The organism is Pseudovibrio ascidiaceicola, assembly GCF_900114245.1.
Lineage (GTDB): Bacteria > Pseudomonadota > Alphaproteobacteria > Rhizobiales > Stappiaceae > Pseudovibrio > Pseudovibrio ascidiaceicola.
In genome coordinates, this window is sequence record NZ_FOSK01000007.1 from 101,584 (window position 1) to 123,988 (window position 22,405).

16 protein-coding genes and 1 riboswitch are annotated in these 22,405 nt (G+C 50.1%); of the genes, 5 read left to right on the forward strand and 11 right to left on the reverse strand.

All coding sequences use genetic code 11. The features are described from left to right. Positions 1–151: 151 nt before the first annotated feature. Positions 152–781, forward strand: a complete 630-nt coding sequence (locus BM231_RS14300; RefSeq protein ID WP_063310898.1) for a TetR family transcriptional regulator C-terminal domain-containing protein — start codon at positions 152–154, stop codon at positions 779–781. 12 nt (positions 782–793) lie between these two features. Here the strand turns inward: BM231_RS14300 and BM231_RS14305 are convergent, their stop codons facing one another. The 5 genes from BM231_RS14305 to BM231_RS14325 form a co-directional block, all read right to left on the reverse strand. Next, positions 794–1,555: an ABC transporter ATP-binding protein gene (locus BM231_RS14305; protein ID WP_093520400.1), complete on the reverse strand. Its 762-nt coding sequence runs from the start codon at positions 1,553–1,555 to the stop codon at positions 794–796. Continuing rightward, positions 1,555–2,553, reverse strand: a complete 999-nt coding sequence (locus tag BM231_RS14310) for a FecCD family ABC transporter permease (protein ID WP_093520402.1) — start codon at positions 2,551–2,553, stop codon at positions 1,555–1,557. The genes BM231_RS14305 and BM231_RS14310 overlap by 1 nt, the downstream gene beginning before the upstream one ends. After that, on the reverse strand, positions 2,550–3,422 hold the full coding sequence (locus BM231_RS14315) for an ABC transporter substrate-binding protein (protein WP_093520727.1): 873 nt from the start codon (positions 3,420–3,422) through the stop codon (positions 2,550–2,552). Before BM231_RS14315 ends, BM231_RS14310 begins: the two co-directional genes overlap by 4 nt. A gap of 97 nt (positions 3,423–3,519) precedes the next feature. Then, entirely contained in the window at positions 3,520–5,331 is a 1,812-nt protein-coding gene (locus BM231_RS14320; RefSeq protein ID WP_093520404.1) for a TonB-dependent receptor plug domain-containing protein, read from the reverse strand. A gap of 176 nt (positions 5,332–5,507) precedes the next feature. Beyond that, a riboswitch (cobalamin riboswitch) is annotated at positions 5,508–5,720 on the reverse strand. Positions 5,721–5,896: 176 nt separating this feature from the next. Beyond that, complete coding sequence (locus tag BM231_RS14325; RefSeq protein WP_093520406.1) at positions 5,897–6,790, reverse strand: DMT family transporter; 894 nt, start codon at positions 6,788–6,790, stop codon at positions 5,897–5,899. Positions 6,791–7,123: 333 nt separating this feature from the next. On the opposite strand from BM231_RS14325, the gene BM231_RS14330 reads away from it, so the two are divergent. Then, on the forward strand, positions 7,124–8,791 hold the full coding sequence (locus BM231_RS14330; protein ID WP_093520408.1) for a formate--tetrahydrofolate ligase: 1,668 nt from the start codon (positions 7,124–7,126) through the stop codon (positions 8,789–8,791). Here the strand turns inward: BM231_RS14330 and BM231_RS14335 are convergent. The 4 genes from BM231_RS14335 to BM231_RS14350 form a co-directional block, all read right to left on the reverse strand. Then, positions 8,788–9,912, reverse strand: a complete 1,125-nt coding sequence (locus BM231_RS14335) for a heparin lyase I family protein (protein WP_093520410.1) — start codon at positions 9,910–9,912, stop codon at positions 8,788–8,790. The genes BM231_RS14330 and BM231_RS14335 overlap by 4 nt on opposite strands. 116 nt (positions 9,913–10,028) lie before the next feature. Beyond that, entirely contained in the window at positions 10,029–10,562 is a 534-nt protein-coding gene (locus BM231_RS14340; protein ID WP_063310890.1) for a regulatory protein RecX, read from the reverse strand. Between the two features lie 53 nt (positions 10,563–10,615). Further along, positions 10,616–11,428, reverse strand: a complete 813-nt coding sequence (locus BM231_RS14345) for a ferredoxin--NADP reductase (protein ID WP_093520412.1) — start codon at positions 11,426–11,428, stop codon at positions 10,616–10,618. 340 nt (positions 11,429–11,768) lie between these two features. Further along, positions 11,769–13,418 (reverse strand): EAL domain-containing protein, encoded by a 1,650-nt coding sequence (locus tag BM231_RS14350; protein WP_093520414.1) that lies wholly within the window; start codon positions 13,416–13,418, stop codon positions 11,769–11,771. A 250-nt stretch (positions 13,419–13,668) separates the two neighbouring features. Between BM231_RS14350 and BM231_RS14355 the strand changes: the two genes are divergently transcribed. Together BM231_RS14355 and BM231_RS14360 are read left to right on the forward strand one after the other, a co-directional pair. Continuing rightward, a complete protein-coding gene (locus BM231_RS14355) occupies positions 13,669–14,862 on the forward strand; it encodes a hypothetical protein (protein WP_093520416.1) in 1,194 nt (397 codons plus the stop codon). A gap of 37 nt (positions 14,863–14,899) precedes the next feature. Then, positions 14,900–17,017, forward strand: coding sequence for a hypothetical protein (locus tag BM231_RS14360; protein ID WP_093520418.1), 2,118 nt, complete (start codon positions 14,900–14,902; stop codon positions 17,015–17,017). A gap of 113 nt (positions 17,018–17,130) precedes the next feature. Here the strand turns inward: BM231_RS14360 and BM231_RS14365 are convergent, their stop codons facing one another. Next, positions 17,131–18,936, reverse strand: coding sequence for an ABC transporter ATP-binding protein (locus tag BM231_RS14365; protein ID WP_093520420.1), 1,806 nt, complete (start codon positions 18,934–18,936; stop codon positions 17,131–17,133). A gap of 155 nt (positions 18,937–19,091) precedes the next feature. After that, positions 19,092–20,876, reverse strand: coding sequence for an aspartate--tRNA ligase (gene aspS / locus BM231_RS14370; protein WP_093520422.1), 1,785 nt, complete (start codon positions 20,874–20,876; stop codon positions 19,092–19,094). A gap of 297 nt (positions 20,877–21,173) precedes the next feature. Between aspS and rnd the strand changes: the two genes are divergently transcribed. Next, positions 21,174–22,397: a ribonuclease D gene (gene rnd, locus BM231_RS14375; RefSeq protein ID WP_093520424.1), complete on the forward strand. Its 1,224-nt coding sequence runs from the start codon at positions 21,174–21,176 to the stop codon at positions 22,395–22,397. The last annotated feature ends 8 nt before the right edge of the window (positions 22,398–22,405 follow it).

Below are 22,405 nucleotides of genomic sequence, written 5' to 3' on the forward strand. Positions count from 1 at the left end.
AAAAACAACAATACCTTGGGTGAGCTGCCTCATCACGACTTTTCTACCAGTGTTTAGCTTGATATGAGCACTTTGTTTTCGTAGGTGCTAACCTACTCATATACCGAACGAGTATTTCTAGGTTCGGTGCTTAAGCAATTTGGAAAAGAGTATGGCTAAGGCTTCTGAAGCAAAAGGCAAAACACGAATTCAAATCGAGAAGACTGAGAAGATCCTCGCAGCTGCGCTGGATGTGTTCTCAACCTATGGATTTCGTGGATCTACGATCGATCAGGTCGCTCAGCAAGCTGGTTTGTCCAAGCCGAACCTTTTTTATTATTACGACAGCAAAGATGCCATTCATGCAGAGCTGATTGAACGGTTGCTGTACATTTGGCTTGATCCTTTGCATCAGCTCAATCCTGAAGGTGAGCCCATTGAAGAAATTTGCGCGTATGTACGCCGCAAATTGGAGATGGCGCGGGATTACCCGCGGGAAAGCCGCCTGTTCGCCAACGAGATCTTGCAGGGTGCACCGCGCATCAAATCTCTGATTGCAGGGCCCCTGAAGTCACTGGTGGATGAGAAGACCGTCGTCATTCAAGGCTGGATGAATGAGGGCAAGGTAGCCGACACGGATCCTTACCATTTGCTGTTTTCAATCTGGTCTACTACCCAGCATTACGCTGACTTTGACAGCCAAGTACAAACGTTGCTTCCGGCAGATAAGTCTAAAGACCGCTTTAAAGAGGCGGCTGCGTACCTTGATCGCATGTTCCGTAAAAGCCTTGCTCCGGAATAATCGAAGAGCTTCTTACAGACGGGTTGTGGGGGTGATTACAGGCCCCTGCTCCGTTTGCAGAATATGGGCTTTGACGCGGTAGACATCCTGCACGCGCTCTTCGGTCAGCACCTCTTTCGGTGTACCATACGCAACCAGCTTTCCTTCTTTTAACATCGCGATCCGCGTGCACAGGCGGGCAGCGTATGTCCAGTCATGCAGGCTGACAAGCATTGATGTGCCTTGTTGTTGTAGCTTCTGAAAGATTTCCTGAAGCTCCAACTGATGTTCCGGATCAAGTCCTGCTGTTGGTTCATCTGCAATAATCAGCGGTGTTTTTTGCATCAAAGCTCTTCCGAGCAGTGCGCGTGCTTTTTCACCGCCAGACACCTGCAGGATAGAGGCTTTTCTGATCGCCTCCAGCCCCAAGCTCGCAATCGTATCTTCCAGTTCTGCCTTGTGTTTAGGCATACGTACGGAGCCACCGATTGCCTCACAGCCCAGTGCCAAAATGCGTTCTACAGACAAATCCCAAGCTACATCACGCTCCTGCGCCATGTAAGCAACATACTTGGAGAGTTGCTTGGCAGAGATGCTTTTGAGTGGCTGGTTGTCATAGCTGATGTTTCCATGAGACGGGATTAAGCCGACCATGGCTTTCATCAGTGTGGATTTGCCCGAGCCATTGGGGCCGATCAAGCCAACGATCTCACCTTTACCAATCTCCAGATTGATTGAGGACAGGATGTTCTTGGGGCCATAGTTTACGGAAAGGTCTTTGAGTTGAAGCAACATCAGATCAAAGCCCTGCGTTGTTTGATGATCAGCCAAAGAAAGAACGGTGCGCCGACAATCGCCGTTAGCACTCCGAGCTTGAGGTTCGATTGTGGGCCAAACAGCTTCACAGTGATATCAGCAAGCGTAAGCAAGCAAGCCCCAGCAATGGCACTTGGTAGCAAAAGACGCTGAGGTTCTCCGCCTACCATTTTGCGCAGCAGATGAGGCACGATGAGGCCGATGAACCCAATTGTGCCCGTCACGGCTGTCACGGCACCGACACTGGCTGCAGTTCCCGCAATGGCGCAAAACCGCAGACGTGGCAGTGACACGCCCATGGTATGAGCGGTTTCCTCACCCAAAGACAATGCATTGAGGCCTTTGCCCGTGATGAGCAGAAGGCTCCAGCCGATGAGAATGAACGGTGCAATGATGTACAAATGTTGCATGGACCTGTCGTTCAGCGAGCCGAGCATCCAAAAGACGATTTCCATGGCAGCGAACGGGTTTGGTGACAGATTGAGCGCCAATGAGGTGAGTGCGGTTGCGATGCTTGAGATCGCTACGCCTGCAAGGATCAGTGTCAGCGTCTGACCTCTACCACCTGCCAGCATGGGCAACAAAACTGCTGCAATCGCTGCGCCAAGCAATGCAAACGCTGGCAGCGCGAAAGGCATGGTGATTGTCAGCCCGGTGTAAATTGCGATAACTGCACCCAGACTTGCGGAGGAGCTGACGCCGATCAGACCAGGCTCCGCCAACGGATTGCGCAGGAGGCCCTGTAGTACTGCGCCAGATAGACCAAGCGTTGCGCCCGTGATCAAGCCCAGCAATGCGCGCGGCACGCGGATTTCCCAGAAAACAATGGAAACGGGCGTTTTTTCTGCGGCGAATGCTGCTTTAATCAGCTGCATGAATGTCAAGTCAGCAGCGCCGATCATAAGCGAGGTTACAAACAAGACAGCAGCGATCAGGCATAGTGCCATAATCAACGGAGCATCCGGATGCTTTGTCATTCGGCTTGCGCTCCTAATTTGGTGGCTTGGTTGGCCAGTTTACCAATAGCTTGCGTCACAAACGGCAGACCACAAATGGTGTATTTGTCTTCAACCATGACGCGGCCACTGTTGCCGAGTGTTCGCTTCAACGCCGGGTGAGCGAGGAGTTCAAAAGCCAGTGCTGGTTTATCTGAGAACTGGGTGCCCTCAACAAGCAATTGCGGGTCTTCGAGGATCAGCAGCTCCAGAGGTAGCTTGCTCGTGCCCTTCAAACCCAGATTATTGGCGATGTTCTGGAGGCCTGCCGTTGTGATCAACTCATTGACGAGGCTACCATCTCCCGCCGTGTACCCATTGGCGTAGTAGACCCCTGCCCGTGCCTGTTCATCTGGCTGGGCGTCGATTAACTGTTGGATTTCAGAGGTGAACTGCTGTGCAAGCGCTTCAGCTTGTTGTTCACGTCCCAATACCTTACCGAGACGTCGCAGCTCTTTGGCGATGTCGGAGATAGTCCGAACGGGTGGCACCTGGACCACTGTAATCCCGAGACCACGCAGCATCTGGACTGTGGTTTGATTTGTGTATGTCCCTGCAATCACCAGATCCGGGTTCATCAGAAAGATTTCTTCTGCGCCACCAAAGTTGACCGGATAGGCCTTTGCCTCTTCGCTCATTACGGAGAGCGTTGGGTCAGACGCTAATCTGGAGACTGATATCAGTTGCTCCTTGTCTGCGAGCAGCATGGAGAACTGGTCGGTGCACAGGTTCATGGAGACAACTCGTCTAGGTGCATCAGCCTCATTCTGATCAGCGCGTGCAACAGCAGGACTGATCACCAGACCCACCAGAAACGCCATTTGCATGATCTTTTTGATCTTATTTCGCATTTCGACCTTTTGAGAGGCGTACATAAATTGGAAGCCAACCCAAGCAGAGCTTTCTCCTGCAAGATGCCGCTCAGCTTTCACCGAGCGGCATACTTACTCAGAAACTGGCAGTAAGACCAGCGTAAACGGAAAGACCTGGTGTCTGATAGTCTCTGATCCGCTCATAATCCTGATCCAGCAGATTTTCACCACGGACATGGAACGTCAGGTTCTCGGTGTACTGATAGGCAGCCTTGGCATTGACCAGAACGAAGTCGTCGAGATCGCCTTTGTCTTCAATGCCAGAGACATAACTGGTGTTGAGGTTGAGAGATAGTACATCCACCGGCTTATAAGTCGCCCCTACATTCACGTCATGCAGTGGCACACGGCGCAAACGTTTTTTATCCGGCCCAACAGCCCATGTGTAAGTGTAGGCAGCATTGAAGCTCAGATTGTCGAGAACATCCCAGTTAGCAGAAAGCTCCGCACCTTGGCTACGAGACAAGCCGTCAATCTGCTCGTACTTGCTGGTATAGTCGATAAGGTCTTCAGTCATAATATGGAAGTAAGTTGCGCCAAACCGTAGTTTACCGTCGAAAAACTCCTGATCGACACCAACATCAAAGCTCACGCTCGTTTCTGGCTTCAAATCAGGATTTGCTCCCCATTTGCCAAAAAGCTCATTCAGCGATGGCGCACGGAAGCCATTGCCAAAGCTTGAGCGAAGACGTGTCCCTTCAATAATTCGGTAGGACGTTGTAGCGCGACCAGACCAGTAGGTTCCAAAACGAGAATGATGATCCAGACGTGACGAGACGGAGAGACTTAGCTCATCTGATGGGTCAACCATAGCTTCAACAAAGCCACCAAAGATCCGGCTGCTTCCGTATTCTGCATAATCCTCATGCATCCAATCACCGCCAAAGTTCAGCGTGATTTCATCTGTTGCTTCAAAAGTGTTGAGGACATCAAACTTGTAGCGATCGCCTTTGTAAGTTCCTGGATTGTCACCGTAATACTTGCGTGTTGTATCAACTATCTGGAATGAGGCGTCAGTTGTCATCCTATCATCCAACCACGCAAAATTTGCACCCAACTTGCCTATATGCTGACGGTAGTCCTGCTCATCACGCCCATCTGGATCAGATCCCCCATCAAACTCGCTGTGACCATCTGTGCCTCGAGCAACAAAATATAGGTTCAGAGCCTCTGTGACATCGACTGAACCTTTTGCAGAAAAGGTCAGGTTCTCATAACCATCTTCATCTGCTGTGTCACTTTTTGGGGTTTGCGCACTAAATCCATCGGTATGGTAGCGCTGCACGTTCACTGCGATATCTGCTGTTTCAGTCGCCGCTTGAAATCCATAGGACGCGTTGACAGTTCCATAGCTGCCACCCTCAATGGCGACATTATGCTTCACGGTACCCGGCGCAGCGCGTTTGGTGATGATATTGATAACACCTCCAACCGCTTGGCCGCCATATAATGCACTATGCGAGCCTTTTAGGATTTCGATACGTTCAACATCATTAAGTAGGACATGCTCAAGGCGAGCTTCAACTTGCGTACCAGACGGGTCAGCAATATCGACACCATCCAGCAAAATTTTTGTGTAATAGCCACTCATACCTCGAATGCGTAGAGAGCTTGTTTTTCCCGCGCCACCATTTTGCGAAAATGAAATTCCCGGGAGTTTTGTCAGGTATTCGGAGACAAACGTAGCACCGTCGTTTTTCAAGTCTTCTTCGGTCACGACATGTGTTGTGGAGCCGACTTTGCCGGCTTCGGTTTCCGTTCTGTTGGCGATGACGATGATGTCATCGAGCTCTGTCTCGTTTGCGGATGAGATAAGAGTTGAGCTGAAGAGTGCTGAGAGGGCTACGCCGGACTTGAGGGTAGCTGCGATCCAAGATGTGTTACGCACGAGTTTGGTCCATCATTCACAGCATCCATGTCGGATGCCATGCTGTTGATTGCATTGTGCGCCTTTGAAGAAACTTGGTTCTAACCCGTTGAAACAAAGTCAGATTCATCACCACTCAGACGCACTGTGAATGTCACCTGAACGGAATACCGCCCCTTAGCACGCCCCGTACCGTGGGTGAGTGACTGCATCTGGCAGGTCTCCTGGCTTGCGCGTCCTTATTGTTGCTCCGCCTTCCCAACACTGCTTTAAACAGCTGCATCAGTGGCATGTGTGAGCAACAACTCTACGCTTACAGTTGCGGGGGCAGCCACGGCTTTTCCAAATGGACCGTGTTCCCTTTTCATTTTCATCTGATCGACAAAAATACCAAATGCCCGGCTATTGATCAGATTTCAGGGGCTTCCGTCAACTGGCTGAGCGAGGAACTTGATAAAATTCGACCAATTGCCAGCTAAACTCACAGAATTTGCTGGAGAGAGCACATCACCATATCTTGCGGTGCGACCACTTAAGGCCGCACCTGCTAGGGATGCTTAGGCCGCATCGCTGCTTTCTCGTTTGTTTAGCTCATGAAAATCAAAGCACAGCCGAGAATGACGAGGAGTGCGCCGATCCATGCTCCAATGGCAGGGAACTCTTTGGTTTGCCACCATAAAACAGGTAGCATCATGGCTGGTGTGGTTGCTGACAAGGTAGAAACAATGCCAACTTCGCCACCGCTGAGTGCATAGAGGATCAACGTCATGCCGATACCCATGCCGAGCATGCCAGACAAGGAGGCCAGCGCTACAATCTCTTTGTTGATTGGGTTCGCTAGCCTAAACGGACGGCCTGGTAGGTAAAACAACACCAGCAACCCAAATGCCGCAATGGTGCAGCGCATAAGTGAAATCGCAACTGGATCTGCTCCACTTTCCATAACAGGGCGAATGATGATCGAGCCGACCGACTGGGAAAGCGCTGCCAAGGTGCCGAAGAGGACACCGATGGCGACAGGCCCTCTAATCGCCTCCCATTTATGAAGCTGGTCTTTGCGCTTCCCAAACGCAATGGCGAGAATAACGCCGACCAGAACGAACGAGATACCGACAAGTGCCTGAAATGAAAGTTCTTCTGACAGAAACAGCCAACCTAGAAGCGCTGACATAGGCGCATTCATGGAAAAAAGGATAGCTGTGCGGCGCGGCCCCATACGGTTGAGCGTGAGGAACAGCAATGTGTCCCCCATGAAGATGCCGACAAAGCCAGAGAGAAAAATGAGAGAGGCGTGGCTTGAGTCAACCGTACTCCAAGTACCTGTCGCAAAGACATAGATACCCAAAAACACCACAACAAACCACATGCGCACGCAGTTGAAGCCAATGGCTCCAAGATGCGCAGCAGGTTTTGCAGAAATGAGACCACCGATAGCCCAGGTGGCAGCGGCACCGAGCGCGGCAACTTCAAATAAAAACATGGGGTGACCTAACCGACGAATCTACGGCATTGGCGTAGATTGTGTACAAAACCCAACCAGCTCTAATGCTCTTGGATTTACCGCGCAAGCTCAGTCTGGTGATATTTAGAACAGACCAACAGCTATTCAGGCAATAATATTTCTCATCTCAGCAAAAACACACATGAATGCCGTTAACTAAGTTAGTTGCAAGTCCCCCTACTCAATCTTGAAGTTTACAGGTGCATTCGATAGAGATTCTACGTAGAGACTATATTGCTGTTCCTGCCTGATTTGCGTTTCTTACGCTCTCTCCGGCTCGTTTGATTACCCGTTCTAATCTGGAGTTTTTCCATGAAAGATATTGAAATTGCCCGCGCAGCAGATATGAAACCCATTGCGCGCATCGCTCAACATCTGAAGATCCCGGAGGACGCTCTTGAACCTTATGGCCGGTTTAAAGCCAAGGTTAATCTGGATGAGATGCCTGAGCTGAGCAGTAATCCATATGGAAAACTCATACTTGTCACAGCAGTCTCTCCAACTCCGGCTGGAGAAGGCAAAACCACGACAACCGTAGGACTTGGTGATGCTCTCAACCGCATTGGGTTAAAAACAACCATCTGTCTGCGCGAACCTTCTCTTGGCCCGTGCTTTGGCATGAAGGGCGGCGCTGCAGGCGGCGGATACGCGCAAGTGGTGCCCATGGAGGACATCAACCTCCACTTCACAGGCGACCTGCACGCAATCACTGCCGCGCATAACCTGCTTTCTGCGATGATTGATAACCACATTTATTGGGGCAATGCGGAGGGTATTGATCAACGCCGCATTGTCTGGCGCCGGGTTGTTGACATCAATGACCGCTCATTGCGCTCCGTTACAACTGGTCTTGGCGGTGTAAGCAATGGGTTCCCGAGTGAATCTGGCTTTGACATTACCGTGGCTTCTGAAGTGATGGCCGTGCTTTGCCTTGCTGAAAACCTGCAGGACCTTCAGAACCGCTTGGGCCGCCTGTTGATTGGGTATCGTAAAGACAAGACACCTGTTTACTGCCGGGATATCAAAGCTGATGGTGCGATGACCGCGCTGCTTAAAGATGCCTTTCGCCCCAATCTGGTTCAAACCCTTGAGAACAATCCTGCCTTTATTCATGGCGGCCCGTTTGCCAACATCGCGCATGGCTGTAACTCGGTGATTGCGACGAAAACAGCGCTGCGTCTTTCTGATTATGTGGTGACAGAAGCAGGCTTTGGTGCTGATCTTGGAGCAGAAAAATTCTTCAACATCAAATGCCGTCAAGCTGGTTTGACACCGAATGCCGTTGTTGTTGTAGCCACTGTTCGTGCACTCAAGATGCATGGCGGTGTTGCCAAGAATGATCTGACAGTGGAGAACATCCCTGCGCTTGAAAAAGGTATGAGCAATCTGGAACGTCACGTCAAAAACTGTCAGCGTTATGGTGTTCCTGTCATTGTGGCCATCAACCGGTACGGTCCTGATACAGATCAGGAAATTGACGTGATCATGACTCGGATGGAGAAGCTTGGCGTTAAAGCCGTGCCCTGCACGCATTGGGCTAATGGCTCAGCAGGCACTGAGGAGCTGGCGACATCCGTCTCTGAAATTCTTCAGACAACCCAGTCGGACTTCAAACACCTTTATGAGGATGATCTAGCTCTTTGGAAGAAAATTCGCCGGATTTGCAAAAAGATTTACGGCGCCTCCAAAGTCACCTGCGAACCGGCTGTCAAAGATCAACTCAAATCCTATGAGGAACAGGGATACGGCCATCTTTCGGTTTGCATGGCAAAGACGCCTTATTCCTTCTCAACTGATCCGGCTTTGCTTGGGGCACCATCTGACTACAGTATCCATGTACGTGCGGTTCGCCTGTCCGCGGGGGCTGGATTTATCGTGGCGCTGACTGGCGACATCATGGTGATGCCGGGTTTACCACGCCATCCGGCAGCGGAAACCATTGGGCTTGATGAAAACAGTCAGATTGAAGGCTTGTTCTAGTCTACATCAGAACGGTGCGGGCCGCGGCGAAAGCGGTCCAGATACACTGTTGACTGTAAGTCGTCACGATCGTAATCCCGGTAATGCCCGAACTTGAAATATTGGGTGTTACCGGCAAACTCGTCATTGCCGATATATCCTGTAACGCGTGCAATAAATCTGTTATTGGCCCAGATCTCGATAATCCCCTGCCCGACACGACTTCCTTTGACGCGGTAGCGCATATCCACCCATCCGGTTGTTGGGTCCGGAAGCACAGGGTCATCTGATAGCTCAATCTGAATACCTGGATAGTCTGAATAGGTTTGCGGGTCTGCCAGAAACGGGAACTTGGACGTGTCCTGCGTTTCAATCGCTTTTCTGAGCTCCGGTAGTGAAAGGCCACTTCCAAGGAACTCATCTGAGGTGCGACTGGCATCATTTCTATTACGAAAGCCTTGCCGGTCCAAACTCAGCATTTGCTGGAACTCGCGCGAAAAGCCCTTGAAATCCTGCTGATAGCTGCCTTCGGCTTGGGCAACCAGCTTGCGGATGTCATTGTGTTGAACGGTGATGTGAAAGACACCGTTGTCAAACCGTTGCGCCAGAAACGGACTTCCGCCAGAATCTTCTTTCCATTGACCAATAACCCAGCGCGTGGAGCCGGCAGGCCAGACAGTGCCATCTATTTTGAAGCTGAAGGAGTACCAGACTTCATCCCCAAAATCGCAACGCTTTTGACGCGCCTCCCAAAGTTCATTTTTCAGATTGCCCTCTGAATCCAGTTCATCATCACCAAATACAGTGATTGCAAGCGCGTGCCCACCATCGCGTACCACATCACTTTCAATCTGGAAGTTTTCCGGCTTGCTCATGCGGTGAACATCCCAATTGCTTGCGCTGGGATATTCGTCAAAGTCATCAATGATGATGGCACATTTTGTTTGCCGCATTTCATCGATGTGAACACCTCCATCTTGCTGGGGCGTCACGATGACATCCGTTTTATCCGCAGATTTTTCCTTGGGGGCAAGATCATCCGCAAACGAGGATTGAGAGTTCACCAACAGACAGAGGCCCGCAAGCACAGGGATGATAAAACCGTATTTTCTGAAAGTGTCGTGTAGATCTGAACCCGGCATCTTTTCTCCCAAAGGCACGGTGCTGGATTAACTGCAGATCAGACCAATCTAGAGAAGAATTATTGCCGCGCTCCCAAGAGGCTTTCGGGATTTTTCAGAGGATTTGACGAAAAGCCTCAGGATACAGGTCCATAGATGATGTCTTCAGCCTCTTCCAAGGTCATATCGATGATCTTTTGAGCGAGCGAGTATGGGAATCCTGAACGGATCAAACTGCCGAGTTCTTTGTCTCGTCGCTCTTCCTTAGGCTTTGTCCGCCAAGGGCCAAGCCGTCTGCGTTTGGCATAGGCGATTGCAGCGCGCTGGTCGTCATGGTTTTCATCCTCAAAAGCTGTCTGAATGTCTTCTCCAGACACACCTTTGGAGTTCAGCTCCAGCTTAATGCGGGATTTGGATTTGCCTTTGACTGTCGCAGATCTGATCTTGCTTTGTGCAAACTGAAGATCATCGACAAACTTGTGATCACGACAGAACGTGACCACAGGTTCAATCAGCTCGTAGAACTCATGGGGATCTTCATCTGCTTCTCTGGCACGTTTGTCTATTTTGCGCTTCAGCACTCGTCGCAAACTGTCTTCCGAAGCACTGTATCTGTTCAGATAATGTAGCGCTGCCCGGCGCAGATATTCAGATGAAACTTTCTTGCCCACGTGACCTCATCTCCAAAACAATAGAGATGAGCTATCACATATTGCGTTGTGGGTTAGCCCACGAATGCACGTTCAACAACAAAATCACCTGGATGGTTGTTGGCGCCCTCACTGAACCCGCGCTGTTCCAACAATGTCTTGGTATCAGCAATCATGTGCATGGAACCGCAGATCATGGCGCGATCTTCTGCAACGTTTAGGACTGGAACTGACAGATCGTCAAAGAGCTTGCCACTTTCAATAAGGTGCGTGATGCGCCCTTCCCGCTTGAAACGTTCGCGGGTGACGGAGTTGTAAAGGTGCAATTTTCCAGCTGCAACTTCCCCAATCAGCGGATCATTGCTGATGTCTGCCACAAGCTCTTCTCCGTAGCGAAGCTCAGAGATTTCGCGCGTGGTGTGGGTCAGGATCACTTCATCGAATTTTTCATAGGTCTCAGGATCACGAATTAGGCTGGCAAATGGAGCGATGCCGGTTCCAGATGAGAACATATAAAGACGTTTTGCCGGAGACAGAGCATCAAGTACCAGCGTCCCGGTGGACTTTTTCTTCAGAAGGATATGGTCACCTTCCTTGATCTTCTGTAGGTGCTGGGTCAATGGGCCGTCTGGAACCTTGATAGAGAAGAACTCCAGTTCCTCATCCCAGGACGGGCTGGCAATGGAGTACGCCCGGAACAGCGGCTTTCCGTCAATCATCAAACCGATCATGACAAACTCGCCAGAGCGGAATCTGAAGCTTGCAGGACGCGTGATTTTGAACCGGAAAAGACGGTCCGTGAAATGGGTCACTTCCGTTACTGTTTCTACAAAGACATTTGCAGGAACTGCGCTCTCCAATTCCGCACCCTTTATGATCTGGTTCATCGTTCGCCTTGCTCCGATTAATGAGGTTGGCAAAGGCTAACCCAAGCTGAAGGCTGTGCTGAGGCACATGCAGCTAATAAACCGCGTGCGAGTGAATATTTCTTTTCCAGTTGCTTCTTTCCGTAGAATACTGTCTTTCGCCTCCCTTTCCTGAGCTTTTGGGAGATAGCTAAGGCCGTTAGAAAGTGCGGTGAAGCAGGTTACCAACCGTACGCCTTATATAATTATGGAATATATTTATATTATTCAACGTAGTGCAGCAAGTTATGCGCATGGCGGCATGATTGATGCCCGCCAGAGGCCATAGTTCTGAGCCGTGTCGAAATGGAGGTAAGTTGAGTTAGTCGACGTCGTTTTGAGAAACGATCTGATCCAGAGCTTCATCAGAAGCTTGCTTCTTCTCTTCAAGCACCTTCACCGGATTACGTCTATCTGTGAAGATGTCCTCCGCGAACTCAAGGTATTTGCGGGCAGGCAATGGTTTGGAGAAGATGTACCCCTGCGCAGAAGACACTCCGAGTTCGCGTAGAAGTACGATTTGCTCATACTTCTCAACGCCCTCTGCAATAATGCCCATGTTCATTGTGTCTGCGAGTTCGGCTATGGCATCGACAAGACGGAAGGCATTCTCTTCGCTGCCTAATGGGTCGATAAACATCTTATCGATCTTGACGATGTCCATACCCAGCTTTTGCAAGTAAGCCAGACCGCCATGACCTGTTCCCACATCATCAAGCGCGACACGAATGCCATGGGCCTGCAGCTCTGCGATGATCTTTCTCGCCAGTTCAATGTCTTCGAGAGGCTGACGCTCTGTCACCTCCATAACCACCTGGTTGAGCGCAATTGGAGAGTCTTCGTAGATGTCCAACAGATCGTCTACAATGGATCGATCATTAAAATGGCCTGCGAAGAGGTTGACCGAGAGCTTTAGTTCCGGATGCTGAGAATAAAGTTCTCCCAGATCATCAATGGACTGACGCATGATGCTGCGGGTCATTTCAAAAATATGGCCCGATGTTTCAGCGTAGGTCATGAACTGGCCCGGAGAGACCATTTTACCGTTGGGGAGTTGCCATCTCATCAGCATCTCACAGCCCTGTAGCTCACCAGTTACGATGTCCACAACAGGCTGATAATACGGTATGAACTCATTGTTACGGATGGAAGCAACAAAGTCGTCTTCTGCATCTTTTTCTGGCTTCCAGGAAAGCCAGACGCCCAAGGCAATCAGGAAAATAGCAATACCTGAACAGGCGATCACAGCCACGATCTTAAGTTCGCCCACTAGACTCATGATCGCATTGCGATCGCTTCGGATCCGCACATTAATCGGGTAGATCGTTGATGCTGCAAACTCTTCAATGAAGTTACTGCCCATAATGACAGGAACATTACTGTTGTTTGTTGGGTTTACCCAGACATGATCCCGCCCTAACCGAACTTCGATTTCAGAGGCATGACGCAGATAGTCTGGCCCCGGTTCAATCGCGAGTACAGTTGGGGAAATATTGGCAACCAGACGCCAGCCGTTTCTGAGCTTCCAGGAGACCAGCGCCGTACGGATGCCCTGATACTCCATCCAGGACATACCAATTCCAACGCGCGGAGCATCTGGCTTGAGTGCCGGGAGAATGCTGTTGCCACGGCGAACCTGAGCCGGCACGTAACACATAGGGACGCCGCGGTGATCGACGATGCCAATTGCGTTGATAATGACGTTTTCTGAGAGGGTCTTTTCAAACTCACCCTGATTTTGGCGTGTACAGGATGTCAGGCCCTTCACTTGCATTTGGCGCAGTATTTCTACAGCACCGGAAATTGCGGCCTCGCTTCTTGAGATGTAACGATCTGCGATCGCGTTCATTTCATTTCGCGCCTGGTGCATCGCGAAGTTCTCAAGGATCATATTGCCAATAAGCAATGGCAAGAGCGCCAATCCCAAAGCAACCAAAATTGCGCGGACAAATACGAAATAATGGCGAGACACAACCACGACCTTAAAAATGCAAAATACGGCTCCCTATTTCTATGATTAAGGCTTACTTAAAACTGTAAAAATCATCCAAACACCCTAAACGATCCCCAGATGCTTTCCAAAATTGCTGTGAAATGCAGGGTTCCACCATGTTTTCTCTTAGAGTGGTTTGACTTTTTGCAGTGATATACACGCCCCCCTAACTCTCAATATGCAAGTTTAGAACCCAAATGCCTCTTAGCGGTCAATCTGGAGCCGAGCTATGCGCAGTTCTGAGTTACGTCGCCACCGTACCTTCCTGATGTTCTTCTTTGCCCTCTTCTTCAGCAGCTGTATCGCCCTGACGGCATCAGCGCAGGTTGATACTGACAATGCTGTCGCGAAAGCCTTTCTCCAAAACCTTCAGGACCGTGGCTTGACTCTGACACATGTGGGACCGGTTACAGTCGACAATGATGTACTTTCGATTGGCGGCCTTGAAGGTTATCCCAATGTGGACCCGACCAAGCGTTTCAAGATTGGCGATTTGGCGCTGGCTCAGGCATCCGTAGAGAGTGATGGACGAGTTTTTGTCGGTGCGTTTGCTGCTTCAAAGTTCGAGGTTGATGAACCAGACTTCAACTTCACCGCAGACAGGATCGCTATTACGGATCTTTACCTTCCCAATGCTGATGATCTGAGTAATCCAGCATCAAATCTCCCAACTTCGCTCTATTCTACTGTAGAGGTTATGGGGCTGTTGTTTCAGGATCGCTCAACTGGCCAATCCATGCCTATAGAGCGGATCAGTATCGACTTTGACGTCAACAATGGCGGTTTCCCTATCATCGCCAGTGTCCAAGTGGCCAATATTGTTTTGAGCCGATCCATGTTTGCACCACCGCAACAGCAGTTGCTGGATGAGTTGGGCTTGCCGCAAGTGAATGCAGATATTGACTTTGAAGGTGAGTGGAATGGCGACACGGGGGAAATCAACATTCCAAGTGCCGCTGTTGTGCTGAAAGATCTTTTCTCTGTGCAGGTCTCCCTTAAGCTAGAAGGCCTTACAGATACGGTTGTTGAGCAGATCACCGAGCTTGCGACCAAAGATAACGTCATTGCGCTAGATTTATTGCAGAGCGCAGCAGTTTCCAGTTTCAATCTGTCGCTTATCAATGAGGGCAGTCTGGATGACATGCTTGAACGACAAGCTCACCGACATGGTCAATCACGTTCCACATATGTCAAGCAATTGACGGAAAAAGCTGAAAAGCAGTTTGCGATAATTCCTGACCGCGCGAAGCAGCTGGAGTTCACGGAAGCGATTTATAGTTTTCTGCAAAATCCGCAGAGTATCACGCTGAGTGCTAACCCTAAGGCACCGATAAGCGTAACACAAATTCTTGGGGTATCTGCGATTTCCCCCGCTTCCATCATTTCTTTGCTTGGCATCGCCCTTCAAGCAAATGTAAACTAGCTGGGAACCCTCCTACTAGCCATAAAAGGTTTATTTAATGCCTTTCCAAAATTTTAAACGGCAGGGATTTTTTGCTGTTTCAATCACTGTATTAGGTTTATCCGCCCAGCCTGCTCTTTCCAGTCCTGCATCAGACCTCATTGATAAGTACAATGACTGGTTCCTTGCAAATGGCGCAGAAACTGCAACATATGCGAAGGCGGTAGAAGACGGATCAAAGACGGAAATCCTGGATCATAAGATCGAAGGAATGTTCTCTCTATCCCTCGATGAAGACAAGCCTAATCTTGGTGTTTACTATATCATAAAGACGCCAAAAGCCGTTTATGACGGTTCTTCTCGTGATGGTGATACGTTCAGCTTTGATAACGTAACAACCGACAAGATGCAGCTTGAGTTCGGCTTCTTTGAAAAAGCCGAGAATTTCAAGAGCGTAGCAGAGGCTCAAGCCTCCAAGGATGCCATTAAAGTCGTTGCTGACGCCAAAGATTATGTCATTTCCGGATATTCTGTGAACTGGGTTGACCTTCCCGTTCTGTCAGATGGCGTTACAGCAGAAGAGTTTCAGCAGTTGCTCGCCGCTACTACCGGTGTTTCTTATGACCGCAGTAGCTTTGCTGAAGTTGTCGCTGACATGGCAATGGCTGACGCACTTACGGGGACATACACCATTAAGAACGGCGTTTATTCCGGCGCAGAAAATGGTGTTGTGGCTTCGATCTCAATTGAAGAAATTGAATATAAAACAAAGACTTCACTTAAGACAGATGGCCGAGACGTCTCAACTGTTTCTGAAACGGTATACAACGACTTTTCTGTAAAAGATCAAGACATCCGCCCTCTTCTGGCGCTTCTTGGTGCAGGAGAAGCTCCTTCTGATCAGCTGTTGAGCGAATATCGCGTGGGTAGTTTCTCAACCACTATGAAAACCGAGGGAGGCAGTGCCTCTGAGCCATTCGGTTTTATTGAAGTGAGTGGAGGTGAAACTACCACCAAAGATATGCGCATGTCAGGTGGTGATGCTGCTAAGCTTTGGGCTGCGTTTGAGAGCCTCAAAGACAAGCCAGAGGAAGAAGACGCCGTTGATCAGATTTTCGCTATGCTTGATGCGCTTGGCTCATACTACGTCGCATATTCAGACGTAAGTGACATCGTCATCAAAGCGTGGGATCCAATCCGCGCACGTATGAAAGACAGCGAAGCACCAAGTTTTGAAGCAACACTGAAGCATTTCTCAACCACAGACTTTACAGCAAACAGTCTTGGTCAGCTGAAATTTAAAGGTCTGCATGGTGCGGTCGAAGGCGACGATGCAGTGTTCGATCTGGAAACCTTTGAGCTAGCGGACCTTGCATGGCCTAGCCTGCGTACCATGGTTGAGAGCACTCTTGCGGCAGAAGCTGACCCTGCTGCAGCGATGAAGGCTATTCCAACGATTGGCCGCGTGTCTCTTGCTGGCCTGAACATGCAGGCAAAAGACTTGCCGACACCAGTCTCCCTCAATGAACTCACCATTGAGATGGGCAATCACATCGGGCCGATCCCAACAAGCCTGTCTGAAGTCATTGGTGGTCTGAGCTTTGATGCTGCACTCCTGCAAGAGCCGATGGTTCTGGGTGTGCTTGATCGTCTTGGCATTGAACGTGTTAACCTCACACAGGACTTCAAGATTGCGTGGGATGAGAACACTCAGGATCTGACGCTGGAGAAGTTCGAGTTTGAGCTTGAAAACGGCATTAAACTACGTGCTGATATTCAGCTTGGTGGGATTCCACGTTCTCTCTTTGAGAACCCACATGAGGCGGAAGCTGTTGTTGCTCTGGCGACCTTCAAAGGTGCACAGATTGAAGTGATGGATTCTCCACTTATCAGTGAACTCCTCGCAACTCAGGCGGAACAAGCAGGTCTGCCTGCTGAACTGCTGGCATCCATGATGATTGACGGCACGCTCCAGCAGGCTGGTCCACTGGCTGAAACTGAGTTTGCTCTGGAACTAGCGAAAGCAGCTAAGAGCTTTGCTGCTAAGCCGACCAACATCCGCGTGACACTTGCTCCGCAGAAAGCAGTTCCAATCATGCAGCTCGGAGGTATTGCGGCTCTTGCACCTCAACAGCTCCCTGAAATGCTGGGCGCAACTGTGAGCTACACCGAGTAAGCTCAGACAGGATAAAACTAAAAAGGCCGCTGTGATATCACCTATCACAGCGGCCTTTTTTTACAGTCTGGACGTGTCTTGCTAAAGCGCGTCGGCGCTTCTAGTCGGCCATATCAAGCCTCCGGAGAAGCTTCCTGAGTTACTTGATTGCTATTGGTGAACTGGAGTTCACACAGATGCCTGTAGTAACCATCCATCTCATACAACTGATCATGTGTGCCGCTCTCCAGGAGTTTGCCATGCGACAACACATGGATGGTATCTGCGTCACGAACGGTTGAAAGACGGTGCGCAATGACGAGTGTCGTACGCCCCTTCATCAGCCGTGCAAGCGCGGTTTGCACTTTATTTTCAGATTCAGCATCCAATGCTGATGTCGCTTCATCCAGCAATAGGATGGGTGCATCAGAAAGCATTGCTCGTGCAATCGCCAAGCGCTGGCGCTGGCCACCGGAAAGACGCGCGCCGCCCTCACCTGCGTTGCTGTTGTAGCCCTTTTCCATCTTCTCGATGAACTCGTGGGCATTCGCATTCTTTGCGGCCTCAATCACTTCCTCATCAGTGGCGTCAGGACGGCCGATAAGGATGTTCTCCCTGATCGTACGATCAAACAGGAACGTATCCTGTGTCACGATTGCGATATTGCTGCGCAGACTTTCCATGTTGAAGTCGCGAATGTCCTGATCATCGATCAGAATTTCACCCTTATCGATTTCATAGAAACGCTCAATCAACGAGAAGACTGTTGATTTACCTGCTCCAGACGCACCAACGAGGGCTGTCACTTCACCTGAGTTTGCGACCATATTCAGGCCATTCAGCGCTTTCGTTTCACCATAATCGAACTCGACTTGCTTGAATTCGATACGTCCTTTGGTGACCTTCATGTCAGGCTTATCCAAGGTTCTCTGATTTTCCTCTGGCATATCCAGAAGTTCGTACATCAGGCGCACACCCACAAGCTTTGTATTCAGATTAACCTGAAAGCGAGCGAGGCGTTTGATTGGCTCATATGCGAGCAAAAGCGCTGTGATGAAGGCAAAGAATGCTCCCGGATCCTGATCCAAGGCAATCACACTATACCCGCCATACAGGATAATGATCCCGATCGCGATACCGCCCAAAGTTTCCATCAGCGGTGAAGTTCTGGCAGTCAGCTTCGCAATCTTGTTGGACTGCTGTTCAACACTGGTGACCGCGCTGTCCATCGCCGCATGCATATTTGCTTCGTAGTTAAACGACTTCACAACGCGAATGCCCAGAGCCATTTCCTTTACCAAGGAAAGGATGATTGTTTGAGAAACAAACTGGCTCTTCGCAATCTTCTTCACACGGCGAACAAGTTTGGAAACAGCATAGACAGCTGGAGGCATTATGCCCAGTGAGATGAGTGAGAGCAGCGGATTCTGCCAGACCATAACAGTGACCAGACCGATCACGGACATAACATCCCGTCCAGCGGAAAGGATAATCAGATCCATAACACCGCGTGCAGCGCTTGTGTTGTGGCCAAATCGCGTGGCTAGGTCACCAAATGTCGTATGATCGAAATAGCTGACCCCCAATCGGGTCACTTTCTCAAACATGTCACGCTGGAGCTTGGCAACAATTGAATTACCGATCCTGCTCAGTACAACAGTCTGACCGTAGGTTGCTATACCCTTGGTCAGGAAAATGGTCATCACAACACCGGAGATGATGTAGACCATAGTGATGTCACGATCGATAAAGACCTGATTGATCACGTTTTTCATAATGGCTGCACTGCCAGCACCAGCACCGGCAGCTACAATCATGAAGGCAAACGCAATCATGTATTGGAACTTGTATTTCCCGAAATTTTCTCGGAGAAGGCGGCGAATAAGGCTGGGAGCGCCCTCTTCATCCGCAAACAGCTTTTTGCTTATGGCGTCGAACACCTAAAACCCTCAGCTTTTCCAGCGAAATTAAGTATGACGGCTTAATTTGCTGCCGGTAGAAGATGAAAAGGCGACCGTAGATCTACGACCGCCCTTCCATGAGATTTATAACATTATGACGTGAACCGCCATACCTGCTTTTCTGCCAGCGGCTCTTATGCTTCTGGCAGGTTCAGGCGAATGTGCAGATCGCGCAGCTGTGCCGGGAACACATCGCCCGGAGCACCCATCATCAGATCCTGTGCCTGCTGGTTCATTGGGAACAAGGTGACCTCACGCAAGTTCTTTGCGCCAACGAGCAGCATAACAATGCGATCAACGCCAGCAGCCATACCACCATGCGGAGGTGCGCCGTACTGGAATGCGCGGAACATGCCACCGAACTTTTCTTCGAGCAGGCTTTCATCGTAACCAGCAATTTCGAAGGCTTTCTTCATGACTTCGACCTGGTGGTTACGGATCGCACCTGAGCCGATTTCATAACCGTTACAGACAACGTCGTACTGATAAGCGTTCAGTTCGAGAGGCTCAACGTTGTTGAGGCCGTCCATTCCACCTTCCGGCATGGAGAATGGGTTGTGACAGAAGTCAACTTTCTTGTTTTCTTCGTCCCATTCGTACATTGGGAAGTCAACAATCCAACACAGTGCGAACTGGTCTTCGTCAATCAGGTTCAGTTCTTCTGCTGCACGGGTGCGTGCTTTACCAGCGAAGTCTGCGAACTTTTTAGGATCGCCAGCTGCAAAGAACACTGCATCGCCTTCATCCAGACCAAGCTGGTTGCGGACTGCTTCGGTGCGTTCTGCGCCGATGTTTTTCGCAATTGGGCCAGCACCGGCGATTGCGTCTTCTTCTTTACGGAAGAAGATATAACCAAGACCTGGCTGACCTTCGCTCTGCGCCCATGAGTTCATGCGGTCACAGAATGCACGGGAACCGCCTTTAGGTGCTGGGATTGCCCAGACCTGAACCTTTGGATCGCTCTCGATCATGCGTGCGAACACTTTGAAGCCGGAGCCCGCGAAATGTTCGGTCACTTCCTGCATTTCAATCGGGTTACGCAGATCTGGCTTATCAGAGCCGTATTTGCGGATCGCTTCTGCGTAAGGAATGCGAGGGAATTCTTTGGTAACTGGCTTACCTTCAGCGAACTCATCAAACACACCACGGATAACTGGTTCCATAGTGGTCAGCACGTCTTCCTGTGTCACGAAGCTCATTTCCACGTCGAGCTGGTAGAACTCGCCTGGCAGACGGTCAGCGCGTGGATCTTCATCGCGGAAGCAAGGTGCAATCTGGAAGTATTTGTCGAAGCCAGACATCATAAGCAGCTGTTTGAACTGCTGAGGAGCCTGTGGCAGCGCGTAAAATTTACCTGGGTGAATGCGAGAAGGCACCAAGAAGTCGCGCGCACCTTCAGGAGAAGACGCCGTCAGAATTGGTGTCTGGAATTCGTTGAACTCAGCCTCATTCATGCGGCGACGCATGGAGTTGATGATCTTGGTCCGTGTCATCAGGTTTGCGTGCAGAGTATCGCGACGCAGATCGAGGAAACGGTATTTCAGACGAATATCTTCTGGGTATTCCAACTCACCGAATACTGGCAGTGGTAGCTCTTGAGAGTCACCCAAAACTTCCATATCACGGATGAAAATTTCGATTTCGCCGGTGCCAAGGCCCTTATTGACGGTGTCGTCAGAGCGCTTCTTAATGTCACCATCGATGCGGATGCACCATTCGGAACGTACGGTTTCAGCCAGTTTAAATGCTGGGGAGTCCGGATCGACAACACACTGCGTAAGACCGTAATGGTCACGCAAGTCGATGAACAGCAGGCCGCCGTGATCGCGTACACGGTGCACCCAGCCAGAAAGGCGAGTGGTTTCACCTACATTATTCGCCCGCAGCTCTCCGCAGGTATGGCTTCGATAACGATGCATAGCGTCCTCAGTGGTAATCTAGTGAATCATAAAATTCAGAAACTGGTTGACCTCGTCAAAAGGTCATCCGGCTGGAAAAGACATGTCAGCATCCTAAAGTCAAGTAAGTCTGTAACTTTGGCGCCGTTTCTTGCGGACATTTCCCGAGTTTCCTCTACCTACGTGGTTTTCGCGAGGCTCTGGCTGCGACCCTTTGGTTCGGAGAGAGCAAAAATCGACATTTACAACCACTTGATGAGAAAACGAGAAACTTAGATAGGGACAAGCCCGTTCGCTTACGCTATAGACTTTGACACCATGAAGATGATCACAACTACAGAAGAGCTTGCGCAAGCGTGTGCCAAGCTTGCTAATTCAGATTTCGTAACAGTTGATACCGAGTTTTTGCGGGAAACGACCTTCTGGCCAAAACTCTGCGTCATTCAAATTGCCAATCCAGATAATGCTGTGTTGGTTGATGCTCTGGCTGAAGGTCTGGATCTTGAACCTTTTTTTGCATTGATGCGCAATACGGACATCGTGAAGGTGTTCCATGCAGCACGGCAAGATATTGAAATAATCTACCATCTGGGTGGCTTTGTGCCCTCACCTCTATTCGACAGTCAGGTCGCAGCCATGGTGTGTGGCTTTGGGGATTCAGTTTCCTACGACCAACTGGTTTCGAAAGTGACAGGTGAGCGGATCGACAAATCATCCCGATTTACAGATTGGTCCCGGCGTCCTTTGACGAACAAACAGCTTGCTTATGCGTTGGCTGATGTAACGCACTTGCGCGACGTCTACCAGTTCCTGAAAAAGCAGCTGGAACAGAAGGGTCGCAACCACTGGGTCGAAGATGAGATGGCAACGCTGTCTTCCATCGATACCTATCGCAGTGATCCTGCGAAAGCGTGGCAGCGCATGAAACTGCGCGTGCGGAAGCCACGCGATCTGGCAGTCTTGAAAGAACTGGCTTTCTGGCGTGAGCAGGAAGCGCAAAAGCGTGACATTCCTCGTAACCGCGTTATCAAAGATGATGCAATTTTTGAGGTTGCAACGCAGAAGCCACAGACATCTGAAGCTTTGGGGCACTTGCGCACAATCCCACGTGGTTTTGAGCGCTCCAGACATGCTGAGGACATTCTCAACGCAGTTAAACGCGCCATGGAGATCTCCGAGGACGATCTGCCGGAAGTTCCAAAAGGACGTCCTTCTCCAGACGGAGCGTCTGCAGCTGTTGATTTGCTGAAGGTGCTTTTGAAGATGAAGAGCGAGAGCTTTGGTGTAGCACCGAAAGTTATCGCGACAGTCGATGATTTGGACAAGATTGCATCAGGTGGAGATGTGCAGGTTCAAGCCCTTTCTGGCTGGCGCCGAGAGCTTTTTGGTGAGGATGCGCTGCGCTTGAAAAAAGGTGAAATTGGGCTTGCTTTTAATGGCCGTCAGGTCGTCATTTGCGAGCAAGGTGAACCGATTGAGCGTGTTGAAAATAGCTCTCGCCGTCGTGGCGGCAACAAGAACAACAAGCCAAAATCTGATTAAGATTTTGA